Source organism: Halobacteriovorax sp. (assembly GCF_048381875.1).
GTDB lineage: Bacteria > Bdellovibrionota > Bacteriovoracia > Bacteriovoracales > Bacteriovoracaceae > Halobacteriovorax_A > Halobacteriovorax_A vibrionivorans.
Map to the genome: position 1 here is coordinate 351756 of NZ_JBLXBP010000001.1, position 21144 is coordinate 372899.

The 21144-nt window shown below is 36.5% G+C and carries 14 protein-coding genes and 1 tRNA gene; 7 read left to right on the plus strand and 8 right to left on the minus strand.

What is annotated here, in order from left to right:
* Positions 1-4 precede the first annotated feature (4 nt).
* Both ftsH and tilS read right to left on the minus strand, forming a co-directional pair.
* Positions 5-1939, minus strand: coding sequence for an ATP-dependent zinc metalloprotease FtsH (gene ftsH / locus ACN5L8_RS01650; RefSeq protein ID WP_115362770.1), 1935 nt, complete (start codon positions 1937-1939; stop codon positions 5-7).
* A gap of 144 nt (positions 1940-2083) precedes the next feature.
* On the minus strand, positions 2084-3232 hold the full coding sequence (gene tilS / locus ACN5L8_RS01655) for a tRNA lysidine(34) synthetase TilS (protein ID WP_419172123.1): 1149 nt from the start codon (positions 3230-3232) through the stop codon (positions 2084-2086).
* Between the two features lie 93 nt (positions 3233-3325).
* Here tilS and ACN5L8_RS01660 point away from each other — a divergent pair.
* From ACN5L8_RS01660 to ACN5L8_RS01670, 3 genes are all read left to right on the plus strand, one after another.
* Positions 3326-3402, plus strand: a tRNA-Met gene (locus tag ACN5L8_RS01660).
* A 240-nt stretch (positions 3403-3642) separates the two neighbouring features.
* Positions 3643-4839 (plus strand): hypothetical protein, encoded by a 1197-nt coding sequence (locus ACN5L8_RS01665; RefSeq protein ID WP_419172124.1) that lies wholly within the window; start codon positions 3643-3645, stop codon positions 4837-4839.
* Complete coding sequence (locus tag ACN5L8_RS01670; RefSeq protein WP_419172125.1) at positions 4826-7687, plus strand: hypothetical protein; 2862 nt, start codon at positions 4826-4828, stop codon at positions 7685-7687. Before ACN5L8_RS01665 ends, ACN5L8_RS01670 begins: the two co-directional genes overlap by 14 nt.
* Before the next feature lie 45 nt (positions 7688-7732).
* Here the strand turns inward: ACN5L8_RS01670 and ACN5L8_RS01675 are convergent, their stop codons facing one another.
* On the minus strand, positions 7733-8308 hold the full coding sequence (locus tag ACN5L8_RS01675) for a TetR/AcrR family transcriptional regulator (protein WP_115362779.1): 576 nt from the start codon (positions 8306-8308) through the stop codon (positions 7733-7735).
* A 169-nt stretch (positions 8309-8477) separates the two neighbouring features.
* Between ACN5L8_RS01675 and ACN5L8_RS01680 the strand changes: the two genes are divergently transcribed.
* Positions 8478-10112 carry a YiiX/YebB-like N1pC/P60 family cysteine hydrolase gene (locus ACN5L8_RS01680; RefSeq protein WP_419172126.1) on the plus strand — a complete coding sequence of 545 codons (1635 nt, stop codon included), beginning with the start codon at positions 8478-8480 and terminating at the stop codon, positions 10110-10112.
* 49 nt (positions 10113-10161) lie between these two features.
* Complete coding sequence (locus ACN5L8_RS01685) at positions 10162-10920, plus strand: DUF3050 domain-containing protein (RefSeq protein ID WP_419172127.1); 759 nt, start codon at positions 10162-10164, stop codon at positions 10918-10920.
* Here ACN5L8_RS01685 and ACN5L8_RS01690 read toward each other — a convergent pair.
* Positions 10903-11841, minus strand: a complete 939-nt coding sequence (locus ACN5L8_RS01690; protein WP_419172128.1) for an FAD-dependent oxidoreductase — start codon at positions 11839-11841, stop codon at positions 10903-10905. The two genes, ACN5L8_RS01685 and ACN5L8_RS01690, sit on opposite strands and share 18 nt — an antisense overlap.
* A 121-nt stretch (positions 11842-11962) precedes the next feature.
* On the opposite strand from ACN5L8_RS01690, the gene ACN5L8_RS01695 reads away from it, so the two are divergent.
* Positions 11963-14326, plus strand: a complete 2364-nt coding sequence (locus ACN5L8_RS01695; RefSeq protein WP_334678517.1) for a Tex family protein — start codon at positions 11963-11965, stop codon at positions 14324-14326.
* A 463-nt stretch (positions 14327-14789) separates the two neighbouring features.
* Here ACN5L8_RS01695 and ACN5L8_RS01700 read toward each other — a convergent pair whose 3' ends face one another.
* Positions 14790-15410 (minus strand): hypothetical protein, encoded by a 621-nt coding sequence (locus ACN5L8_RS01700; RefSeq protein WP_419172129.1) that lies wholly within the window; start codon positions 15408-15410, stop codon positions 14790-14792.
* 113 nt (positions 15411-15523) lie between these two features.
* Entirely contained in the window at positions 15524-16651 is a 1128-nt protein-coding gene (locus tag ACN5L8_RS01705) for an MBL fold metallo-hydrolase (RefSeq protein WP_419172130.1), read from the minus strand.
* Between the two features lie 116 nt (positions 16652-16767).
* Here ACN5L8_RS01705 and ACN5L8_RS01710 point away from each other — a divergent pair, with 116 nt between their 5' ends.
* Positions 16768-17802, plus strand: coding sequence for a cytochrome-c peroxidase (locus ACN5L8_RS01710; protein WP_419172131.1), 1035 nt, complete (start codon positions 16768-16770; stop codon positions 17800-17802).
* A 28-nt stretch (positions 17803-17830) separates the two neighbouring features.
* Here ACN5L8_RS01710 and ACN5L8_RS01715 read toward each other — a convergent pair whose 3' ends face one another.
* The gene (locus ACN5L8_RS01715) at positions 17831-18931 is read right to left on the minus strand and encodes an ABC transporter permease (RefSeq protein ID WP_334678507.1); all 1101 of its coding nucleotides are present in this window, start codon (positions 18929-18931) and stop codon (positions 17831-17833) included.
* Between the two features lie 83 nt (positions 18932-19014).
* On the minus strand, positions 19015-21132 hold the full coding sequence (locus ACN5L8_RS01720) for a 3-hydroxyacyl-CoA dehydrogenase NAD-binding domain-containing protein (RefSeq protein ID WP_419172132.1): 2118 nt from the start codon (positions 21130-21132) through the stop codon (positions 19015-19017).
* Positions 21133-21144 lie beyond the last annotated feature (12 nt).

Consider the following 21144-nt stretch of genomic DNA (forward strand, 5'->3'; position numbering starts at 1 on the left):
TAAACTATGCTAGTTTTGGATCATCGATAGGCTTATTGACAGCATCAGACTTCTTTTCTTCTGAAGCCTCTTCTTTTTCTCCAGAAAGTGTTGAAGAAGACTTTGAAGACTCTTCATCAATAACTGGAACACCAATATCCTTACCGGCAACAAGATCATTGATCTGATTGATATCAAGCGTTTCCCAAACAACAAGCCCTTCAGCTAAGCGGTTTAAGGCATCACGATTATCAGTTAGAATCTTCTTTGCAAGCTTATAATTCTCATCTAGGAAGCGGTGAATTTCTTCATCAATATCCTTCGCTGTTGCTTCTGAGTAACCTACACCTTCACTTGGTGCAGTTGAACCAAATGGAGATGCGCCTGGTTGAGAGAAGTTTCTCGGTCCCATCTTCTCACTCATCCCCCAAGAACAAACCATGCTAGAAGCAAGTTGTGTAGCTCTTTCGATATCATTTGAAGCACCATTAGAAATTTCGTTAAATACGATCTCTTCTGCTACACGTCCACCCATTAGGAAGGCAATATAGTTTTCAGATTTTTCTAATGTCAGGTTGTGCATATCTTCATCTGGAAGAGTTTGTGTAACACCTAGAGCTCCACCACGAGGCATAATTGATACCTTGTGAATTGGATCTGCTTTAGGAAGATTAAGTCCCACAAGAGTGTGACCAGCTTCGTGATATGCTGTAACTTTCTTCTCAAAATCAGAAAGTACCATCGACTTTCTTTCAGGCCCCATAAGGACTTTATCTTTAGCTTGTTCAAAATCAATCATTTGAAGAACTTTCTTACCATAACGAGCGGCAAATAAAGCGGCCTCATTAACAAGGTTTGCAAGGTCAGCACCAGTAAAGCCTGGAGTACCTTTTGCAATAACTTCAAGATCAACATTTGTATCAAGAGGTGTCTTTCTTGTGTGAACTTTAAGTATTCCAAGACGTCCACGAACATCAGGAGGTCCAACTGTTACACGACGATCAAAACGACCAGGACGTAGTAGGGCCTTATCAAGAACATCAATTCTATTTGTCGCAGCAATTAGAATAACACCTTCATTGGACTCAAAACCATCCATTTCAACAAGAAGTTGGTTTAGTGTTTGTTCACGCTCATCGTGTCCACCACCCATACCGTGTCCACGGTGGCGTCCAACAGCATCAATCTCATCGATAAAGATGATACATGGAGCATTCTTCTTACCTTGTTCAAAAAGGTCACGTACACGAGAGGCACCAACACCAACGAACATCTCAACAAAATCAGAACCTGAAATTGAAAAGAATGGAACACCTGCTTCACCAGCAACGGCACGGGCCATAAGTGTTTTCCCTGTCCCTGGAGGACCTACTAATAAAACACCTTTAGGGATTTTCCCGCCAAGGTTAGTATATTTCTTTGGATCTTTTAAGAAGTCCACAACTTCGGCCAATTCTTCTTTGGCCTCTTCAACACCTGAAACGTCTTTGAATGTAACCTTCTTATCATGTGGTGATAAGAGACGTGCTTTTGATTTCCCGAAACTCATGGCCTTTCCACCACCAGCTTGAAGCTGACGTAAGAAGAAGATCACAATGAGGAATAAGAAAATCATTGGTCCCCAGTGTAGTAAGAAAGTTGTGAAGACATTTTGTTTTTCTTCCGCTTCATACTCTGGGTAGATTCCGTGTGACTCTAAAATTTTAAAAGTTTCTGTACCTGTTGTCCCTGTTGTTTCAAACCAAGCACCTTGCTCATAACCATCTTTGAATTTACCAAGAATCTTATCCTTTCCCTTAAGAACGACTTTCTCAACGTGCTTACTCTTGATTGCGCTAACGAAATCAGGATAAGTCACTGGCTTATAAGTCTGTCTGCTCTCTGAAGAGATCTTTGCGATTGCCGCAAACATGAGGATTAAGATGATCCAAAGAAGTAACGTTTTGTTTTGTCCTTTCATTAAAATCCTTTTTAATTTACTTTACTCATAAATTATTTAAATACTTACTATTTGTTCACAATACTGTTTCTAAAAAATAAAGCTATATTGTAACCTCATAGTTACTAAAATGGTATCATTTTAGTGAGTGTCAAGCCTAGTTATTTAAAGCCACACTAAAACTTTACCGGCTTTACGCCATGAGTAATGAACTGGTTGTTTAATTTCCGAAAAAATTTTTCTTAAAGTTGAGTTCTCTAGTGGAGTTTTCTTGAGACTATGCTTTGCATTAGTATTATTTGATAAGAATGGAACACCTTCAGGAATCTGCGTAGTTTTGTCGTTTAAGAATTCTAATTTACAACCCTTTTTAACAACGGCCAAATAAGGACCAAAAGCATAGACCCTAATTCCACCAGAAAAATCTAATGGCCCAAGCCTTGGACTATTAATTAGTCCCTCTAATTCATTAAATTGTTTGTAAGTCTTTCCTCGTGTTGTTGAAGCTTGAGATAAAATAGTTCTTTTCAAATTCTCATCAACACACCCGTGGTGTTTAATAAGGATCCCCCACTTTCTTTTAATGATCTTATAATTTTTGTTCTCAAGCCCTTCCTTTATCTTTTTCATGCGATTCATGCGCTCGCAATAATGCTTAAGGTAGCCAGGCCAACGAGATGTGATTGATTCTTTTACAATCTTTCTAATGTGATTACGCTCAAAGCGTATATCTTCATTTGAATAATCTTCTAGCCAAGTGAGCTTGGCCAATTTGGCGTATTTTAGAATATGTTTTTTTGAAAAAGCAAAAAGCGGCCTATACACTCTCCCGTTGCGGTATGGGATGCCTAGATCAATATCTTTTCCTTGAGACTTAAATTGCTGCAGTAGAGACCACTCAAAGCAATCATCTAAGTGATGGCCCGTAACGAGTAACTCATCATTTTCTAAATCATTCTTTAAAATGTCATAGCGCAATTTTCTGGCCTGTGCTTCAAAGTTTCCATCATTAAGACTTAGCTCTACTTTGAGAGACTTCATCGGGATCTGATACTTATGAGCAAAGTTTCTTACAAGATGCCTTTCGGCCCTAATCTCTTCTCTTGTCCCATGGTCAACATGTATAAGTCTAACGTTGGCCCCGGCCATTAGAAGTAAATGCGTTAAGGCAATAGAATCAAGCCCACCACTACATGCCACGACTATAGGGGCCGAAAAATCAAAGTTCATCTCTTTGTTGAAACGGATGAAATGAGCAAGCATTTGCTTGGCCTTTTGTGGCAACTGTTTTTGTTTAATCTCTCTTAACGACATGATAATTTACAAATTCCTTAATATTAACTTAAATATAATATTGACAATTAACTCGCAAGTCACTAATATCCTATCATTCTTTTGAATGTATGTGCGAATGTAGCTCAGTTGGTTAGAGCGACGGATTCATATCCCGTAGGTCGGCAGTTCAAATCTGCCCTTTCGCACCATTCTTTTCTATCTAAGCTCCCAAAAATTCGTTAACAAAGTAAACAAAGTTTAAACAAATAAACTCGAGCTACCGTTCATTTTTTTTACACTGTTTAACCACTACACAGTAACTTACTAAACTAAATTCCGATACTTACACCAGTTTTCAGTAGTTTAAAGTTTTTACACCCGTGAACTTGTTTCATGGAACATGGCATCATTCCTGCAACTCTAATAACATCGTATCAAATAGGAATGACATGCAAAATAAGAAGCTATTGAACAAACATTTAATTTTACTAGGTTTCGTACTTTCATCACCAGTACTTGCACAAAATAGTACCTCAAAGGCCGATGTTTTTAACTCAGGTCTTGAGTCAACTTTAAAGAACGCAGGTATTGATGAGTTAAGCTTAACGATTGGTGCAAAACTTGGCTCTCTTGATTCACGTACTGACAAGGGAACTGTTTATGAAACAAATATGAACGTTGAACTTGAAGCAGAAGTATTTGAGCATGTTGATTTTAATTTTGATGGTGGATTTAAATACCAAACAGGTAATTCATCAACTCAAGAAACTGGAAGAATTAGAACATATAAGCCGAAGTTCTCTTATAAGCACGGATATTTCTCTTATAAGATGTTTAACTTTGCAAAGATAAGTGCAGGTGCACTTAAGAATAGTACAAACTCAACTTACATCTCACCATTTGTTAACGGTGGGAATTCATTTCTAGGTGTAAGAGAGATGCTACTAACTAAAGTTGGAAACTTCTACTTTAGATTACAAGCGACTCAGGCCCAGCCACAGAACGCTTTACTAAGAGAAACTTTTAATATCGATGATAATGGTGATCCACAATTCTTTAACGAGTCTGTTGACATCACTTATTTAACAAGAGGTTTCAAAGTTTATGGTGCAGCAGGTACTTACCGTTATAAGAACCTATCTGCTGATATTGCTGATAATGATTACTTCTGGGGTAACTCTGTAAGTAAAGGAGCAACACCAGACCAAAGTCTTTACCTATATGACTTTACAGGAATGTATGCAAATGCAGGTATTGAATTTGGAATTGGAAATGATCGAGTTAGACTAAAAGGTGCTTACGTTAAGAATACAGAAAGCGCAGTACCAGATGATAAGAACACAGGTTTCGCTTATGTAGCCGCTTATGAAACAAAGATTTCAGATAAGAAAGTAACATTTGAGGCCCTAGGATTTGAAAATCAGGCCGACACTGCTCCAGCATTTTATCGTGGTACGCAGTTAGCAAATGACTACAAAGGCTATCAGGTAGGAATCAAATTAGAGAATAAGAAAGGATTTAAAACAGAAATAAATTACATGAATCGAACTGTTCTAGGAAACATTGACTCTGTTTATTTAATTGATGGATACAGTGATGAACAAGTTTACACAATCTCCCTAAGGAAAGAATATGACATTTTGTAAGACATTTAAAAACATTACTCTCTTAAGCATGTCTATGCTTATGCTAACAACTCTTGTTAGCTGTGGTAGTGATACGTCTAACGATGAAAAACAAAAGCTTGCAAGACAGCTTAAGGCACAAGCAAATGAAAGTTCAGTAATTACTGTTTCACGCTTTAGTGTTGAAGGTGTGTCTGAAGATAAAGCAAACGTTAAATCACGTATTGCTTATCACAAGACATTTCACGTTAAGGCCTGCCTATCATCAAAGATTGGAAAGAGTCTTCAATATCGTAAATTCTTTGTAACTGGAGACAACTTCCAAACAATTGAAAGAGAAGCAGATGAGTCAAGCTGTATCCGTTGGGATGAGCCAGTTGAAATGGACTACTCTCTACCAAATACATACTTACCAATGAGTCGTAAGATTATACTTTCTTCAAGTGCAAATATTTCTTACGACCTTAAGCTTGCTGTTAACCAGTATGCTAACAGTATGATTCACGGTAACAACTATCACCTATCACAGGGTCTTAATAAGGATCGATTATCAAACGACGAAATTATTAATGTAAAAAACATTAAGATCACACCTAAAGGTTACGGACTAGTTGACCCAAGAAATGATAACTTGATCATTGATAAGAAAGTTGTTGTATCTGCTTGTTTAAATTTAAAAACAAATGGTTCATCACTTTCAAATGAGTTCATCAAGGCCAAGCTTGTTAATCTTGAAAAACAAGAAAATGGTGAAGAAAATGCTGTTACACAAATGTATGACCTAACAGATGGACAACTTGATGAATCAGGATGTGCTGAAGTTAAGTTCTACTTAGAGCATGAAAGATATACGAATACGAGACGTATTCCATTTAATCTTGAAATCGAAGTACAAAACAAAACTCTTAAGAACGCAAAAGTTACAAGAGGGCTTTGTCTATATCCATGGTCAAACAGTGGATGGATCTTTGCAGAAGTTTCAAGATCAGGAAAATGTGAAGAAGATAACAATAACCAAAGAGCTCGTTTATTTGTTGACCAAGTAAGCTACAGCTTCTTAGGACACGATAACAATAATGGTTTTCACCTTAATAACAACCTTGATCTTGTTGTTGAGAAGTCATTTATCGTAAAAATGTACCCAAAGGTACACTACGGTAACTACGCTCACCACATGAACCCAATTGAGCCGTTCTATCAAGGTAAGCTGAAGCTAGAAGTATACTTCTTAGCTCCACTACAAGGTGATATCGACCTTACAAATGAGAATAAGCATAAGTTTAAGCTTATCTCAGTAGCGTCACGTGAAGTAGAAGTAGAAAATAACTTACTAAAAGCAAGAATTGATATGCCAATTAAGTTTGTAGACATGCCATATGTACATACGAGAACTTTTGCGGCCGTTAAGCTTTCACCAATTTTACGTGAAGGTGATGATCCAAGGACTGCACCTCGTCCAGCATGGGCAGCAGGTACATTCCACGCTTCATCAAAAACTTTTAACTCTGTACTTCATACGCAACTACAAGTTACAGATAAGTTTTCTGAAGCGGATTATCAGAACAACAAGATTAAAGAAAGTATGAACGAAATGATTCAACTTGAAAACTACCTTGAATCGATGTCAAAGAATATTCAGGGCGTAACGAAAACTGATATCATTAAAGCAAAACTTGCTCCACGTTATACAAAAAGTGCTGAAAAACTTTTTTCTGAAGAGTTACAAAAGCATGAGCTCTTTGATAAGACTATCAATGTAACAGGTAGAGGACTTAATAATAAGTTAATCGCTGAAAATAAGCTAACACAAGCAGAGATCAACGGTATCTATGAAGATAATTACAATGCGATGACTTTAAAGAAGCTTTGTGGTGCTTTCTTTGATCAAACAAAGACTGGAATCTTCTGGAAGACTTACCGTGACTACAACATGAAAAAGTGTATCGAGAGACCTTGGGACTTTATGATGATTACACCTGTATCACACGTACAAGAAGTAATCTCTAAGCCTAAAGTAAGTCACTCAAATACAATTCGTATTTCTAAGTCGACTGGAACAGGTGACTACTTTACTGAAAGTAATCGAGTTGGATGGTCACATGGTTATAAAACAGGTGTAGGGGCCAAACTAGATTTTAAACTTCCATTTGGTGATGCATCACCTGTAGGTGGAGGGGTTGGTGCTTCTGCTTCATACGATTGGTCAACGTCATGGTCACTTGATCGCTCAAACGGAAATAATAACAGAACTGATAACAGCCAAGGAATCGACCTTTACGCTGAATCAATTACACTGAACTTTGAAGCAATTACTAAACAGTGTTTCATGATCGAAGGTACTTCTAAATGGAAAGCAAAATGGGTAAGCTCACCAATGTATGGAGCTGGAAATCACGGACTTGGTGGATCTCTTCAATATGTAGCTGAAAACAATCCTATGCGATACAAAGTATGTAAGGGTGTTTCAGGAAAAGAAAGACTTGAGGAAACGTGGTACTTCACTGGAGAAGGTTTCCAATTCAACTCTATCCTACGTGATAGACTTGGTATGACAGAGAATATGTATACAATGATGTTTAGAGGTCGCAAAACTCTCTATAAGTTTATGGACTTTTTAAGCAAAGCTTCAACAAGCATGTTTAACATCAAGGAAAGAAAGAACCAATCACCTGATGTATATATGCTAGATGTATATAAGTCATATAAAGAAGCATTTGATAGTGATCACGATTTAATTGATGATCAAGCGATACCTGGAACGGTTGAAAAGTTTGATCCAATTAAAAACGGTGGTGACCACAACTTCTCAGAAGATAGTTGTGAATTACCAAAAGACAATTACAACCATGCTTCAATTGATTTTTGTTAAGAATTACAAACAAGATAAAAGAAAAGGCCGCTATTGCGGCCTTTTTTATTTTCTATCGTATTGTGAAAAAAGATAATCAAGAGTGTCATCATCGACATCGCGATACAGACAAATCCCTAGCTGCATAAAATAAATTCTTAAATGCTCGCGGTGATCGAGGTTTGGATGCTTCTTGCTTAGAATCTCAAAGAGCTCTACTTCTGCTTCAGCAATAATATCTGAAAGATCATTACCTGCACCTTTGTTAATCATATAAAGAGCAAGTAAATAAGGCATTTGGATAATTTGATCTCTTACAATCTTAATCCTTTCTCTAATACCTACAGAATGTTCTTGAGTAAGATTGAAGACCGTACTAATCATGTACTTCACGGCCTCTTTTAAAATAACATCCTTTTCCTTACCTAAGTAATAGTAAATAAGAGAGCGTGTAACGTCTGCCTCTTTTGCAACCTCAGCGATCTTCCAATTAAGATGCCCTTTGGCCACTTCTAACTTAGTTACAGCGTTGAGGATACGAAAGTGCACTTCCTCATTCTTTTTAGGTTTTACTGTTCTTAGAGGCTTATTATCGCCTTCATCATTTGTTTGTAAGTTTGTTGAATCTGTCATAATTGTCATAAATCAATGTCTAAATGTTTAATATTTAAGTGTCTTCCCAATATTACCTTTCTATACCCGATAATAATACTTAAGTTTTAAAAGGTAAAATCCGATAAAAATTTATTAGCACGTGTTCGACTAAAATTATTGTCGATAGTATTTTTTATCTAGTTATGGGGGAGATTTGATGAAAAAACGGTTACTTACAAGTGGACTTTGCCTACTTTCGCTTACTATTCCAATTGGATGTCAGCAGAAATCTTACCGTACCCCTAGCTCCCTTAAAAACTCGAACTTCGATTCGTTAATTCATGAGATGCATGAATCTGTTTCAAAAGGTGTAAAGTCGCCTAAAGAATGCGCTCAAAAGACTCAATATTATTATGGAAAACTCTTTGAAATAGAATCCGATGATATCGACTTTTCTGAATTCTCTAAGTATCAGATGCAGGATTTTACAATGGCATCTTTTAATATACGTCTTGATCTGAAAGAAAAACTTAAGGCGCTAAATAGTAACGACGAACTAACACAAGAAGAACTTGCGTGTTTAAAAGGTGTAAAAACAATTTTTAGGGCCCTTCGCTATCTCGAAGACTATTTTATCGAATCCTACTATGCTTCAAGACAGAAGGGTTCAAAACCAATCGACTTTAATACACTTGATTATTCAAATAACAAAATAGAAGATCTTCCTGTTCACTTTATGGTAAATCCAGATTACTCATTTGAAGGTGTTGAAGATTTAAAATCTGGAGACATTATCTTATCCAGAGGTAATGCCTACTCTAGTGCTGCCATTGCAAGAATTGGTGATGATGACCATCAATTTTCTCACTTAACTTTAGTGTATCGTGATGAGAAAACAAATAAGCTCTACACATCAGAGGCCCATATTGAAGTTGGAAATGTGGTTGCCCCATTTCAAGTTCATCTTGATCAGAAAAATTCTCGAACAGTTGTCTTTAGACACAAGGACGAAAAGCTTGCTCACCTAGCAGGTAAAATAATGCATGAGCGCTTCTCTAAATATTCAAAAGAGAAAAAGAAGAATGTACCTTATGATTTTGCAATGGATTATCACGACGACTCAGAAGTCTTTTGTTCTGAAGTAATTTATCATGGTTACAAGAAAGCCTCAGAGCAACTATCTAGTAAATCAATGGATATACCTGAATATAAAACAACATTTAATCCAGCTCTACTAAGCTTCCTTCAAGACTTTGGTCTAAAGGTGACAAGTGAAAATATCTCTAGCTTTAAAACATTTGGGCCAGGAGAGATACAATTTGATTCGCGCTTTGACTTAGTTGCAGAATGGAGGAACCCAAATAAATTAAAAGATACACGTTATAAAGATGCAGTACTAACAAAGATATTTGAATGGATGGAAAATAAGAATTACGCCTTTGATCCTGGCCTAGGTACAAAACTTGGAAATGATTTTGCTTGGCTTGCAAGACGCTCAATTGTTACTAGAGGATTAATTAAATTTGTAGCTGGTGTTGATCTTGAAGAAAAATTTCCTCTAAACTTAGGCTCCAAACAAATTGATCTTTTTGTTGTCTTAGATGAAGTTGGAGAACAACTTTATAAGAAAATAGAAATTGCAGAAAAAGAGAAAGGAAAGATCTTATCATTTAAAGAAATGTTTGAAGTTCTAGAAAATTACCGAGTACAAGATGAGAAGGTATACGGCCAATACTTAAAAGATAAGAAATTTAATCAAAAGCAAATGCATAGTGGTAGTCGCAGAAATGCTGTTAGAAGGCGTAGAATACTTACACCCCCAGACTTTCACCACCTCTTTCACAGTTCATAATACGTAAAGTCTACTTTAAGACTTATAAAATTTAGGCTATATTGGCCGCATGAAAAAAGAAAACCTCACACTCATTCATGCGGCCCATAATAAGCTTTGTAATCACCCACTTTATTCAAATATTGAAAGTATTGAAGATGTAAAAATTCTCATGCGATGGCATGTCTTTGCTGTATGGGACTTCATGTCTCTACTTAAAGGTCTTCAAAGAGAAGTTACAAGTGTTGAAACACCCTGGATTCCATCTAAGTACGATAAAGAATGTGTTCGATTTATTAATGAAATTGTTCTTGGTGAAGAAAGTGACGAAGACTTAAATGGTGGCCATATTGATCATTTTACAATGTATCTAAATGCCATGAATGAAGTTGGAAGCGAAACAAGTGATATTAAAAAATTCTTAGAAACATTTTCATTTGATGGCATTCCTATGCCTGTAGCAAAGTTTAGTGCATTTAATCTAAACCTATGCACTAATACTCAAAACCCTCACCTAATGGCATCGGCCTTCTTCTGGGGACGTGAGAATCTTATTCCTGACCTCTTTACACCTTTTGTAAAAGTTCTTGAAAAAAAGAAAATACATGCACCGTACTTTAAACACTATCTTGAGCGTCATATCGAATTAGATGGAGATGAGCATGGAGAGCTTGCAGGTAAATTAATTGCTCAACTTTGTGACAGTGAAGACAAACAGAGACAAGCAACTCAAATCGCTCTTGATTCTCTCGATTTAAGATACAAACTTTGGGACTATGTCCTTGAAGAAATTCTTGCTAGTCGTGAAAACTTAGAGCATATCAACTAGATCTTTTGCTAAACTAATTCCTGCACTCCAGCCATTTTTATAAAGACCTGTGAGTGCATAAACGCCTTCTTCAACCTCTCCACAAAAGGGAGTACGCCTTTTACCCTTGTGGCGAATACCAGTGTGTATCTGCGGTGAACCAAGCTGCTTAAGTTCAGGAAGGTCACCTTCAAATACTTTTAGCTTTTCATAGACTTCTTTTGGTGAATGAAGTTGGCAAAGTCCCTCAATCGAATTTGCGCCAAATAATAAGAGCTCATCTTCTTTTCGATAAACAAGGTTATAGTGGCCGCGACTTAGGACAAATGATTTATTAGCTTTAAAATTGTTCCAGCTAAAAAATGTCCCCTTAACAGGTTTGCCTTCAGGAAGGTTCTTATTCTTATAATAAAGTGATGTATAGGCCGAAGTGGCCAAGATAAGCTTTGCATTGGTTTTAGGCAGCTCAGTAACTCTTTGAACTCGACTTATAATTTTATCTTCATACTGCGCCTTAAGCCAGCCTAGAAAAACTTCTGGATTAATTAAGTAGGCATCCTTAGCAACCGTTTGCAAACCTTTAAAATTTTCAAAATTTGTTCCATAACGTGCTTCAAATTGCTTAAATTTTAATGGATCTTCTTTTATATCTGGAGGTATGTAGTATTGAGTAGCTGGGTGAACCCCCTGTATCCCCTCTTGCTTAAAGAAAGTATCAATGAACTCATGTGCATGAAATAATATGTCACCGAGCTTTGAAAGGCCTTCAGCAAATAGGCCCATCGAAACAACGCTAGTTGTATTAATAGAGCAAGGTGGAAAAGCTTCATTATCAAATAACTGACAAATAAGTGAATCAGGGTGCTTTCTTGTTAAAAAATAGAGAATACTGCGTGCGGCCACGCCATCTCCAATTACAATATAATCAAAATCTTTTGTCATAATAAACTCTTACATCAATATTTTTAAGTTAACCAGTGGAAATGACGAGAGTTTTCTATTGTCATACCAAATTCAATCCCTATACAATTTTAACTCAAATTTAGTTAATGGAGTATGAATTATGTCAGAAGAGACAACGAAGTCGACAAAAAACCCTATGGACGTTATCGATCAAAATGCCGTCTTATTTTGTGTGGACAACACAGATATCACAGCAAAACAAATCATGGCCGTACTGGCAATGCTACTTGTGGAAGATTGTACAGTTCCATTTATCACTCGTTATCGTAAAGACAAAACTGGTGGATTAGACGAAGAACAAATTCGCCTCATTCAAGAAAAGTATGACGAATATATCGAGCGTGAAAAGAGACGTGAATTCATTCTAGAGGCCATCACTAAACAAGAGATGATGACTCCAGAGATTGAAAAGAAAATTAAAGCGGCAACAAATATTAACCAGCTTGAAGATATCTATGCGCCATTTAAATCAAAGAGAAAGACAAAGGCGCAAATCGCAAAAGAAGCAGGGCTTGGGCCATTCTCAATTCTAATGAAAGAGTCAAAGCTTCCTATGCCAGAACTTGCAAAAGAAGCACTTAAGTATATTAATAAAGAAAAGAAAATCGCAACTTTTGAAGATGTATTAAAAGGTGCTTGTGACATTATCATCGAAGAAATTGCTCACGACACGGAACTTAAAGAGCAATTACGTAACGATTACTGGGCACAGGCAATGATTAAGTCAACTCCTCGTAAAGGTTATGAAGAGGTAAAAGACTGGCAAAAGTACAAAGACTACTTTGAATATGAGCAAAAAGTTAGTGATCTAAAAGATCCAAAAGCCGCTCACAGATTCCTAGCGATTCGTCGTGCACAAACTGAGAAGATCCTAAAAGTTGAAATTATTTTTGATGAAGAATATGCAAATAATCTTATTCTATCAAAGAACTTCCCTGACACTACAGTCACAAGTTACAAGGCATTAGTCGATTGTGCATCTAAGGCCTATAAGAATTATATTCACTCTTCTCTTGATTTAGAAATCAAGGGTGAACTTAAGAAACTTTCAGACGAGTCAGCAATTGATGTTTTTGGTGTAAACCTTAAGAACCTTCTATTACAACCTTACCTTGGCTCTAAAACAGTTCTTGCTCTTGATCCAGGAGTTGTGACTGGTTGTAAGACAGTTGTTGTAGATAATACAGGTAAATTTGTTGTTGATACAGTTGTCTACCCTCACCCACCAAGAAATCAGGTACGTGAGTCTGCGACAATTTTAAATGCCATGATTGAGCAATTTAATGTTGAATATATAGCAATTGGAAACGGAACTTTTGGTCGAGAGACTCTCCAATTTGTTGAAGATAATATTACTGCGGTTAAAGACGGAAAAGTTAAAGCAACAATGATTTCAGAAGATGGTGCTTCGATTTATTCTGCTTCACCAATTGCAAAGAAAGAATTCCCAGATAAAGATGCAACAGTAAGAGGCGCCATCTCAATTGGCCGCCGCTTCCAAGACCCTCTAGCAGAGCTTGTAAAGATCGATCCTAAGTCTATTGGTGTTGGCCAGTATCAACACGATGTAAACCAGGTTCGTCTAAAAAAATCACTAAATGGCGTAGTTGAAAGTTGTGTTAACTTTGTAGGTGTTGATATTAATACGGCATCGGCCCCTCTACTTTCATTCATTTCCGGAATTGGGCCAACAGTTGCGGGAAATATCGTAAAGCATAGAGATAAGAATGGGCTATTTTCAGATCGAAGCGAAATCCTAAAGGTTTCACGTTTTTCTGAAAAGGTTTTCCAACAAGCAGCAGGATTCTTAAGAGTTTATAATGGGAAGAATCCACTTGATGCGACATTTATTCACCCAGAAAACTACGATATGTTAGAAGAATGGGCACAGAAGAATGGATACACACTTGAGCAGTTAACAACAGACAATGCAGTTGCAAATAAGCTGAAGTCAGATAAGGACCTTATTGCAAAACTTGGTGAATTTACTGTTAATGATATTTATAAGTCACTAACTGCACCTTCACAGGATCCTCGTACAGAATTTAAGACAACAGAGTTTAGAAAAGATGTACGTGAAATTAAAGATGTAAAAATTGGTGAAAGATATCCAGGTATTGTAAAAAACATCACTCAATTTGGTGCCTTTGTTGATATTGGAATTAAAGAAAATGGTTTAGTTCACGTAAGTCAGATGGCCGATCACTTTGTTGAGAATGCCCTTGATGTTCTAAAAGTTGGGCAAGAAGTTTCTGCCGTTGTTCTTGACGTTGATATGGATAGAAAGCGTATTGCTCTATCTCTAAAATCTGATGGAGCTGAAGAAGCAAAAACTTACGAGCGTCCAACAGGTGGCCCACGTAAGAGCAATCCTCGTGGTGGAAAACCTAAGATGCCAAAGCAAAACGATGCACCGTTAAAGAATAATGCATTCGCTGCTCTTAAGGGCTTTAAGGTTAAGTAGCCGCGGTCATCTTGCCAAAGGCAAGATTTGACGCGGCTACAGGCCCCCAATCTATAGCTAATAAATCATTTCATCAAGCCTGCGTTTATGCAGGCTTTGATGTCTCAGGGCCAATGGGAAGGCCATCGCAATATAAGCGACATTTTAGCGCAGCTAAAATTAGCAAAAAAAAACTTTCTCATATAACCGAATCACGCAAGCTACGCTCTTTAAATAAGCTTTAAATAAGTGCGCGGGTACCAATGGAACTTTCAATAGCTTACCTCATTATTAAAAGCTCTTTTAGAAGATCCTAATAGAAACACGGGCTATTTAAGATAATAAACCTTAAAAACACATCAGATTTAGCGAATATATTAAGAATTACTTGGAAAATAATATAAAATTAGGCGCTAAGTACCTAAAACTTCCATCGGTACCCGCGCCCCTATTACCTATTACTCCTATTACTATTATACGATCATTAAAGCCCGTTATTAGGCCCTAGAGCGAGCTGGCTTTTTTGCAGATCGACTCTTAGAGATCGACGATCAGGGCCTGCAAATGGAATTGTACCGTTTACTTGTGCTTGAATCATATTAAGCTCACGTCCAACAGTTCTTTCAGTAACTTCTTTTATATGAAAGCTTAAGAAGCCATTAAATACTAAATCACTTTCTTCGATAATATTTCCATCAAAGCCAACAACTGCACCTTTAACTTGAGTCATGCGCTGAGATTGGTCACTATAGTCTTGCTGGTTAAAAGTAAGGACATTTTTACAACTAATTAGCTGAATATTTAAATGATCCTTTGCCATCTCTGCCTTACAAGCAGACTTTGGAAATTTAACAATTAGAGCATTTAAATTATTTAATTCAAAAACATCGGTTAATCGATCTGAAAGCTCAAAATTAAACCCAAAATCAGGATACTGCAACAGAGCACCTTTTATGATAATTTCAATATGCTCAGTAGAGTTATTTAAAACTTCAACTGCTGGCATTTGATAATTCCATGGACTTACATATTTTAGAGACTTAATTTCACTAGCAAGTGAATTAATTGATAATAAACCTAATAGAATAACAAATATCTTTTTCATTAATATCTCCTTAATGAGCATTGTGCTCATTGATTAAGAGATAAACTAACGAATTAAATTAGATAAATAAAATACCTATATTAGATCACTGTGATAAAAATTTATTATACCTATTACCACCATTTTTTTGTAACGTATTCCTGGTGATCAAAGCTTACAATTTCTCCCATCTTAGGGGCCATTAACTTTAGCTCTCCTTGCTGTGAAAACTCATTGAGCTTTATTATAGGATCATCCCACGTGTGAAATGCTAAAGAAAATGCACCCCAGTGAATTGGAAAGTAGTAATTTGCATTGATGTCTTCATAGGCCTTTGGCCATTCATCTGGCAAGAGGTGGACAGCAAACCAATCTGGGTTATATTGACCTGATTCCACAAATGCTACATCAAAAGGACCTAGACGTTGTCCGATTTCTTTAAAATGAGTATCGTAACCAGAGTCACCACTAAAATAGAGATTATTATTACGAGTTTTTACGGCCCAAGATGCCCATAGAGTTGTATTTTCGTGTGCTTGGTCGCGGCCAGAAAAATGCTGAGCAGGTGTTGCCGTAAATTTTATCCCATCAAATTCAACGTTTTGCCACCAATCAAGTTCAGTGACACGTTTACGATCAATACCCCAGCGTTTTAAGTGTGAGCCAACTCCTAAAGGAGTGATGAATTTAACATCCTTATCCACAAAGAATTTCATGGTTCTCATATCTAAATGATCATAGTGGTCATGAGAGATTAATATATAGTCAATCTTTGGTAATTCTTTAAGTGTTAATACAGTAGGTCCAAAACGTTTAATAAATATTGGTACAGGAGATGAAGAATCTGAAAAGATTGGATCAATTAGAACAATCTTAGAGTCGATATTAAATAAGACTGTTGAATGACCAAACCAAATCGATTTTACAACATCAGACTTCTCTAGAAATTTATCCATATCGGGTTTTAACATTGGAAGTGGTTTATCTGGATAGCGGCCATTGCCCTTACCCAAGAATTCTATGAAGTTAGAAAAACCAAAGCCATCTTTCTTTATTGGCTGTTCACTAGTTATATTAGGTCTGCGATTTACAAACCTCATCTTCTCCTTGTTAAATTGACTAGATTTAGTGAAAGTCTCTAATTCTTCCTTATCTGGGTGTGAGCCCATAGAAGACATAAATACTGAAGCAACTTTTGTCACGGCCGAACATCCTGAAAAATTTATTAAAATAATTAACAATATTAACTTCTGCAATTTCATTGTTTCATTCTACTATAAAGCTTTATCTAAATCCTTAAATTAAATATTTCTTACAAAAAATTGTCACAAATTTGAATTAGCATACGAATGAAAGAATAAAAGCAATGGAGTAATAAATGAAGTTAACTGTATACACTATTTCTATGCTAATTCTCCTTTCTTGCACAGAAAAAGAGAATAATACCGATAAGAAATCTTTAGAAAAAAGGCGAGAATTATTTGGTAATGGACTAAACTCAATAAGATACTTTGGGGAAAGTCGTCCAAAAGAAGAAGTCATCGAACTTGGAAGAATGTTATTTTACGACACTAGGTTAAGTAATGACAAAACGGTAAGCTGTTCAAAATGCCATTTACCACAATTAAGCTTCAGTGATGCTCTTCCAAAATCCATTGGTGCAAAATATCGTCTTTCACATCGTAATGCTCAAACACTAATCAATACAGCAGCTCAAATTTCACAACATTGGAACGGAAATCGAAATGACGTCGAAGAGCAAGCAAAGAAAGCTTTCTTCTTTAAGGGAGCCTATGATCTTAAAGACAGTAGTCATTTAAAGAAGAAACTTGTGGAAAATAATTATAATGAAGCATTTAAAAAGGCTTTTAACACTGAGCTTATCACATCTAATGAAAACGACATTTTAGAATTGAGTGCAAAATCAATTGGCGCCTTTGAAAGAACTCTCGTCGGTCCAGCTATTTTTGATGATTACCTTGAGGGGAAAGATGACGTTCTTAATTTAGAACAAAAAAGTGGACTCAAGAAATTTACCCAATACGGATGCATCGGTTGTCATAATGGTAATCTTGTCGGTGGAGGAATGTATCAGAAATTTGGAATCGTTGAAGATCCCTATAAGTACACAAAGAGTAAGAATCGTGACCTCGGCCGCTACACACATACAAAGAATGAAGATGATAAAGAGTATTTTAAAGTCCCTCCACTTAGAAATGTAACAAAGACATCTCCCTACTTTCATGATGGTAGTGTAGCCTCACTTGATGAAGCAATTGATATAATGGGGCGAGTTCAACTTGGAGTGGAGATTCCAAAAGAAGATCGAAAACTAATTATTGAATTTCTAAAAACGCTAGAAACAAAAGAGGAGCATTTAAAAGAGCTAACAAGGATTCCTGATCTTCCGTAGTGAAGCTTTGAAACAAATCGAACACAGGTTAAGTACCAACCTTTTTTACGAAGGTCATGAAATTGCCATTGTCTTTAAAGAATCGCCAATTAGATAACAACGTAAAGACGACAGTGATAATAACGGGAACAATGAATGAATAGAAAAATGATGATGCCTCAAAACGTACTGGTAATGAACGATCAACAAACATGGCCGGCATGATTGTAGGTGAAAACTGAACTAACAGTTTTAGCACAATAAAGCTTAAGATATTTCCAACTGCAATTGCACTGGCAGTGATGATTGCAATATTTAAACCACCGTATTTCTTTATATGGCCCATGCTCATGCCAAGAATCCAAAATGAGGCAAAGTCATTTCTAACACGCGCATAGAAAATTGAAAGACCAGAAATAATTGAAAATGTAACAAGGACAATAGTTGCTAGAAATAGAAAAAGAACGACATTATTTTCTAAGGCCAGAGCAAATACGAGGTTTTGATTTAATTCTTCCCAAGTATGAAAACGTGCTCCATCCCCTGCAAACTTCGATTTAAGTTGTTCTTCTTGTATTTTCGTTAAGTTTGAGAAGACTCTAAGCTTATTATAATGACGAGATTTAGCAATAGAGAATGCACTATAGGCGTGTCCCCAAGCGTGAAATTCATCGATATCAGGGTCCATAGAATCGGTAAAGGCCTCAACATCAAGAGACTTAAAACGTGGTAATTCTCCAAAGAATGTATCTGTATGGGCCGGTGAGATCAATTGCACACGATCATCAAGTCCTGCATAAACCTTACGCGCTAAATATGGCGACATTAAGATCTCATTTCTCTTAGGCCAATGATCAATGGCCTTTGGAAGTATTGAACTTGTATCTTCTATAATCCCGTGAAAAATGACTGGTGCTAAATAACCTTCTAATCTTATCAGGCCTTCAATTTCATACTCTAACGTATACTTATAATTATTATCATTGAGATAAGAAGAGGCCTTTTTAAAATTGAAGTCTTTTTCAAGGTCAATAATATAGCGACCTAATGTTTGTTTACCACGTTCAATACGATTGCTTTGCAACCCTTTTAAAACTGATTGAACAGTAAGTAGAGAAAAGCTAGATATAACAAGACTCGCCAAGGCCATAATAAGTAGCCTTTGGCGAGTCTTCGCTTTAAATAAATAACTTAAAAAGAATTTAAAGAAACTAAAAAACATTATTCTTAGTTCTATAATTCGTAGAACTTTCCATTATCACTTGCGAGTTTATTAATTAATTCACAAGGAGTGTAGCGATCTTTATCAACACTATCTGCAAATTTAAGCATCTCTTCTTTTAATCTCGCAATACCTTGAGTATCTGCATATCTTAGAAGTCCTCCTCTAAATGGAGGGAATCCGATACCAAAAATTAGACCAAGATCAACATCTTTTGCTTTTGCAACAATCTTATCTTCAAGAGTCGTTGCAGCTTCGTTAATCATTGGTAAGAAGATTCGCATTTGAATTTCAGTTTCACTCATCTTCTTAGAAGCTTTTGGAAGCATTTTCCATGCTTCATCATTAGGTCCTGTAACCTTTCCTTTTTCATCGTAAAGGTAGAAACCTTTAGAGTTCTTCTTACCTAAGAATTCTTTTTCAAGCATCTGCTTTCCAATTCCATTAGAAGCAAGACGTGCTCCAAGGCCGTCGAAAATAATCTTAGAAACTTTATCACCTACATCGATTCCAACTTCATCTAAAAGCCTAAATGGCCCCATTGGCATACCAAAGTTTAGACAAGCATCATCGATATCTTTAATTGAAACACCTTCTTCTAATAAGAATCCTGCTTCATTCATATATGGCATAAGAATTCTATTAACTAGGAATCCTGGCCCATCATTAACAACAACAGGAGTCTTCTTAGTTTTTACAACCCAATTATAAAGAGATTCAACAGTTTCGTCTGAAACGTTATCATGCTTGATAATTTCGACTAAAGGCATCATATGAACAGGGTTAAAGAAGTGAAGTCCAGCAAAACGAGAACTATCTTCTAATGCTTTAGACATCTCTTGAATTGATAGAGATGAAGTATTTGACGTAAGAATTGTATCTGGACGAACTTTTGTTTCTGTCTCAGCAAATACTTTCTTTTTAATATCCATATTTTCAACAACGGCCTCAATTACAAGGTCAGTATGTTCAAAACCACGATAATCTGTTTGAGCACTAATTGATCTCATCTTGCGCTCAAAATCATCTTTAGACATACGTTTTCTTTTTACAGCACCTGAAAAGTTACTTGAAGCCTGCTTTAAACCAAGCTCTAGTCCGTGTTGGTTTAGATCCTTCATGATTGGAAACATATCATTTTTGGCCATAAGCCATGCGATTCCACCACCCATTGTACCGGCACCAAGACAAGCTCCACGCTTTAATGGACGTCCTACACCTTTAGCATTATCCATTTTCTTAGACCCTTCCATTAAGAAGAAAATATGACGAAGGTTTTTTGATTGTTCACCAATACATAACTCTCCAAAAGCTTGTGCTTCTGTTGTTAAGTAAGATGCGCGACCTTTCATCACTCCACCTTCCATAACATCAAGTATTTTAAGAGGGGCCTGATAGAAGCCTTTTGTTTTCTTTAAAACTGACTCGCGGGCCTTTTGAAAAATAATTTTCTTTGTAAATACGTTATCAGTAGCAGCATCTTGTACTTTATCCATCATGCTACGCTTATCTGCTTTTTTCTTAAAATGCTTTGGAGCAAGATCAAGAAGGCGCTCTTTTGCATAAATCTCATCAGCAATTCCAACTTTCTTTGCTTTCTTTGCATTTAAGTTCTTACCAGTAAGGATCATATCTAAAGCAGTTGGAAGTCCTACTTTCTTTGGCAGGCGATAAGTTCCACCAAAGCCTGGAATTAGTCCAAGTTTAACTTCAGGAAGTCCAAGTCCAGTAGACTTATCATCACTCACAATAATAGACTTACATGATAGAGCAAACTCAAGTCCACCACCAAGACATACACCGTTTACACAGGCCACAGTCGGCATTTTAAGGTCTTCAAGACGATTAAAAATTGTCTGCCCTGCCTCAGCTCCAGCCTGGCCATCAGCGGCCGTATGCATTGTATCGAATAGATTGATATCAGCACCAGCTAAGAAGCATCTATCTTTGTGTGAAAAGAAGATGGCACCATCTAATTCTTTTTCTTTTGAGTGAAGATCTTCAACAATATCTTGAAGCTCTTTTAATGTTTCTTCATCTAAAACCGTCATTGCCTTGTCACAATTGTAACCAAAACCAACAAACGCTTTCTTATCCTTAATTTCAAAACTTAATCTTTTATATGTCATATCTGTATCCTA

Coding starts and splice junctions, on each gene's coding strand:
- ftsH (WP_115362770.1), bottom strand. CDS start 1,939: ATGAAAGGACAAAACAAAACGTTACTTCTTTGGATCATCTTAATCCTC.
- tilS (WP_419172123.1), bottom strand. CDS start 3,232: ATGTCGTTAAGAGAGATTAAACAAAAACAGTTGCCACAAAAGGCCAAG.
- ACN5L8_RS01665 (WP_419172124.1), top strand. CDS start 3,643: ATGCAAAATAAGAAGCTATTGAACAAACATTTAATTTTACTAGGTTTC.
- ACN5L8_RS01670 (WP_419172125.1), top strand. CDS start 4,826: ATGACATTTTGTAAGACATTTAAAAACATTACTCTCTTAAGCATGTCT.
- ACN5L8_RS01675 (WP_115362779.1), bottom strand. CDS start 8,308: ATGACAATTATGACAGATTCAACAAACTTACAAACAAATGATGAAGGC.
- ACN5L8_RS01680 (WP_419172126.1), top strand. CDS start 8,478: ATGAAAAAACGGTTACTTACAAGTGGACTTTGCCTACTTTCGCTTACT.
- ACN5L8_RS01685 (WP_419172127.1), top strand. CDS start 10,162: ATGAAAAAAGAAAACCTCACACTCATTCATGCGGCCCATAATAAGCTT.
- ACN5L8_RS01690 (WP_419172128.1), bottom strand. CDS start 11,841: ATGACAAAAGATTTTGATTATATTGTAATTGGAGATGGCGTGGCCGCA.
- ACN5L8_RS01695 (WP_334678517.1), top strand. CDS start 11,963: ATGTCAGAAGAGACAACGAAGTCGACAAAAAACCCTATGGACGTTATC.
- ACN5L8_RS01700 (WP_419172129.1), bottom strand. CDS start 15,410: ATGAAAAAGATATTTGTTATTCTATTAGGTTTATTATCAATTAATTCA.
- ACN5L8_RS01705 (WP_419172130.1), bottom strand. CDS start 16,651: ATGAAATTGCAGAAGTTAATATTGTTAATTATTTTAATAAATTTTTCA.
- ACN5L8_RS01710 (WP_419172131.1), top strand. CDS start 16,768: ATGAAGTTAACTGTATACACTATTTCTATGCTAATTCTCCTTTCTTGC.
- ACN5L8_RS01715 (WP_334678507.1), bottom strand. CDS start 18,931: ATGGCCTTGGCGAGTCTTGTTATATCTAGCTTTTCTCTACTTACTGTT.
- ACN5L8_RS01720 (WP_419172132.1), bottom strand. CDS start 21,132: ATGACATATAAAAGATTAAGTTTTGAAATTAAGGATAAGAAAGCGTTT.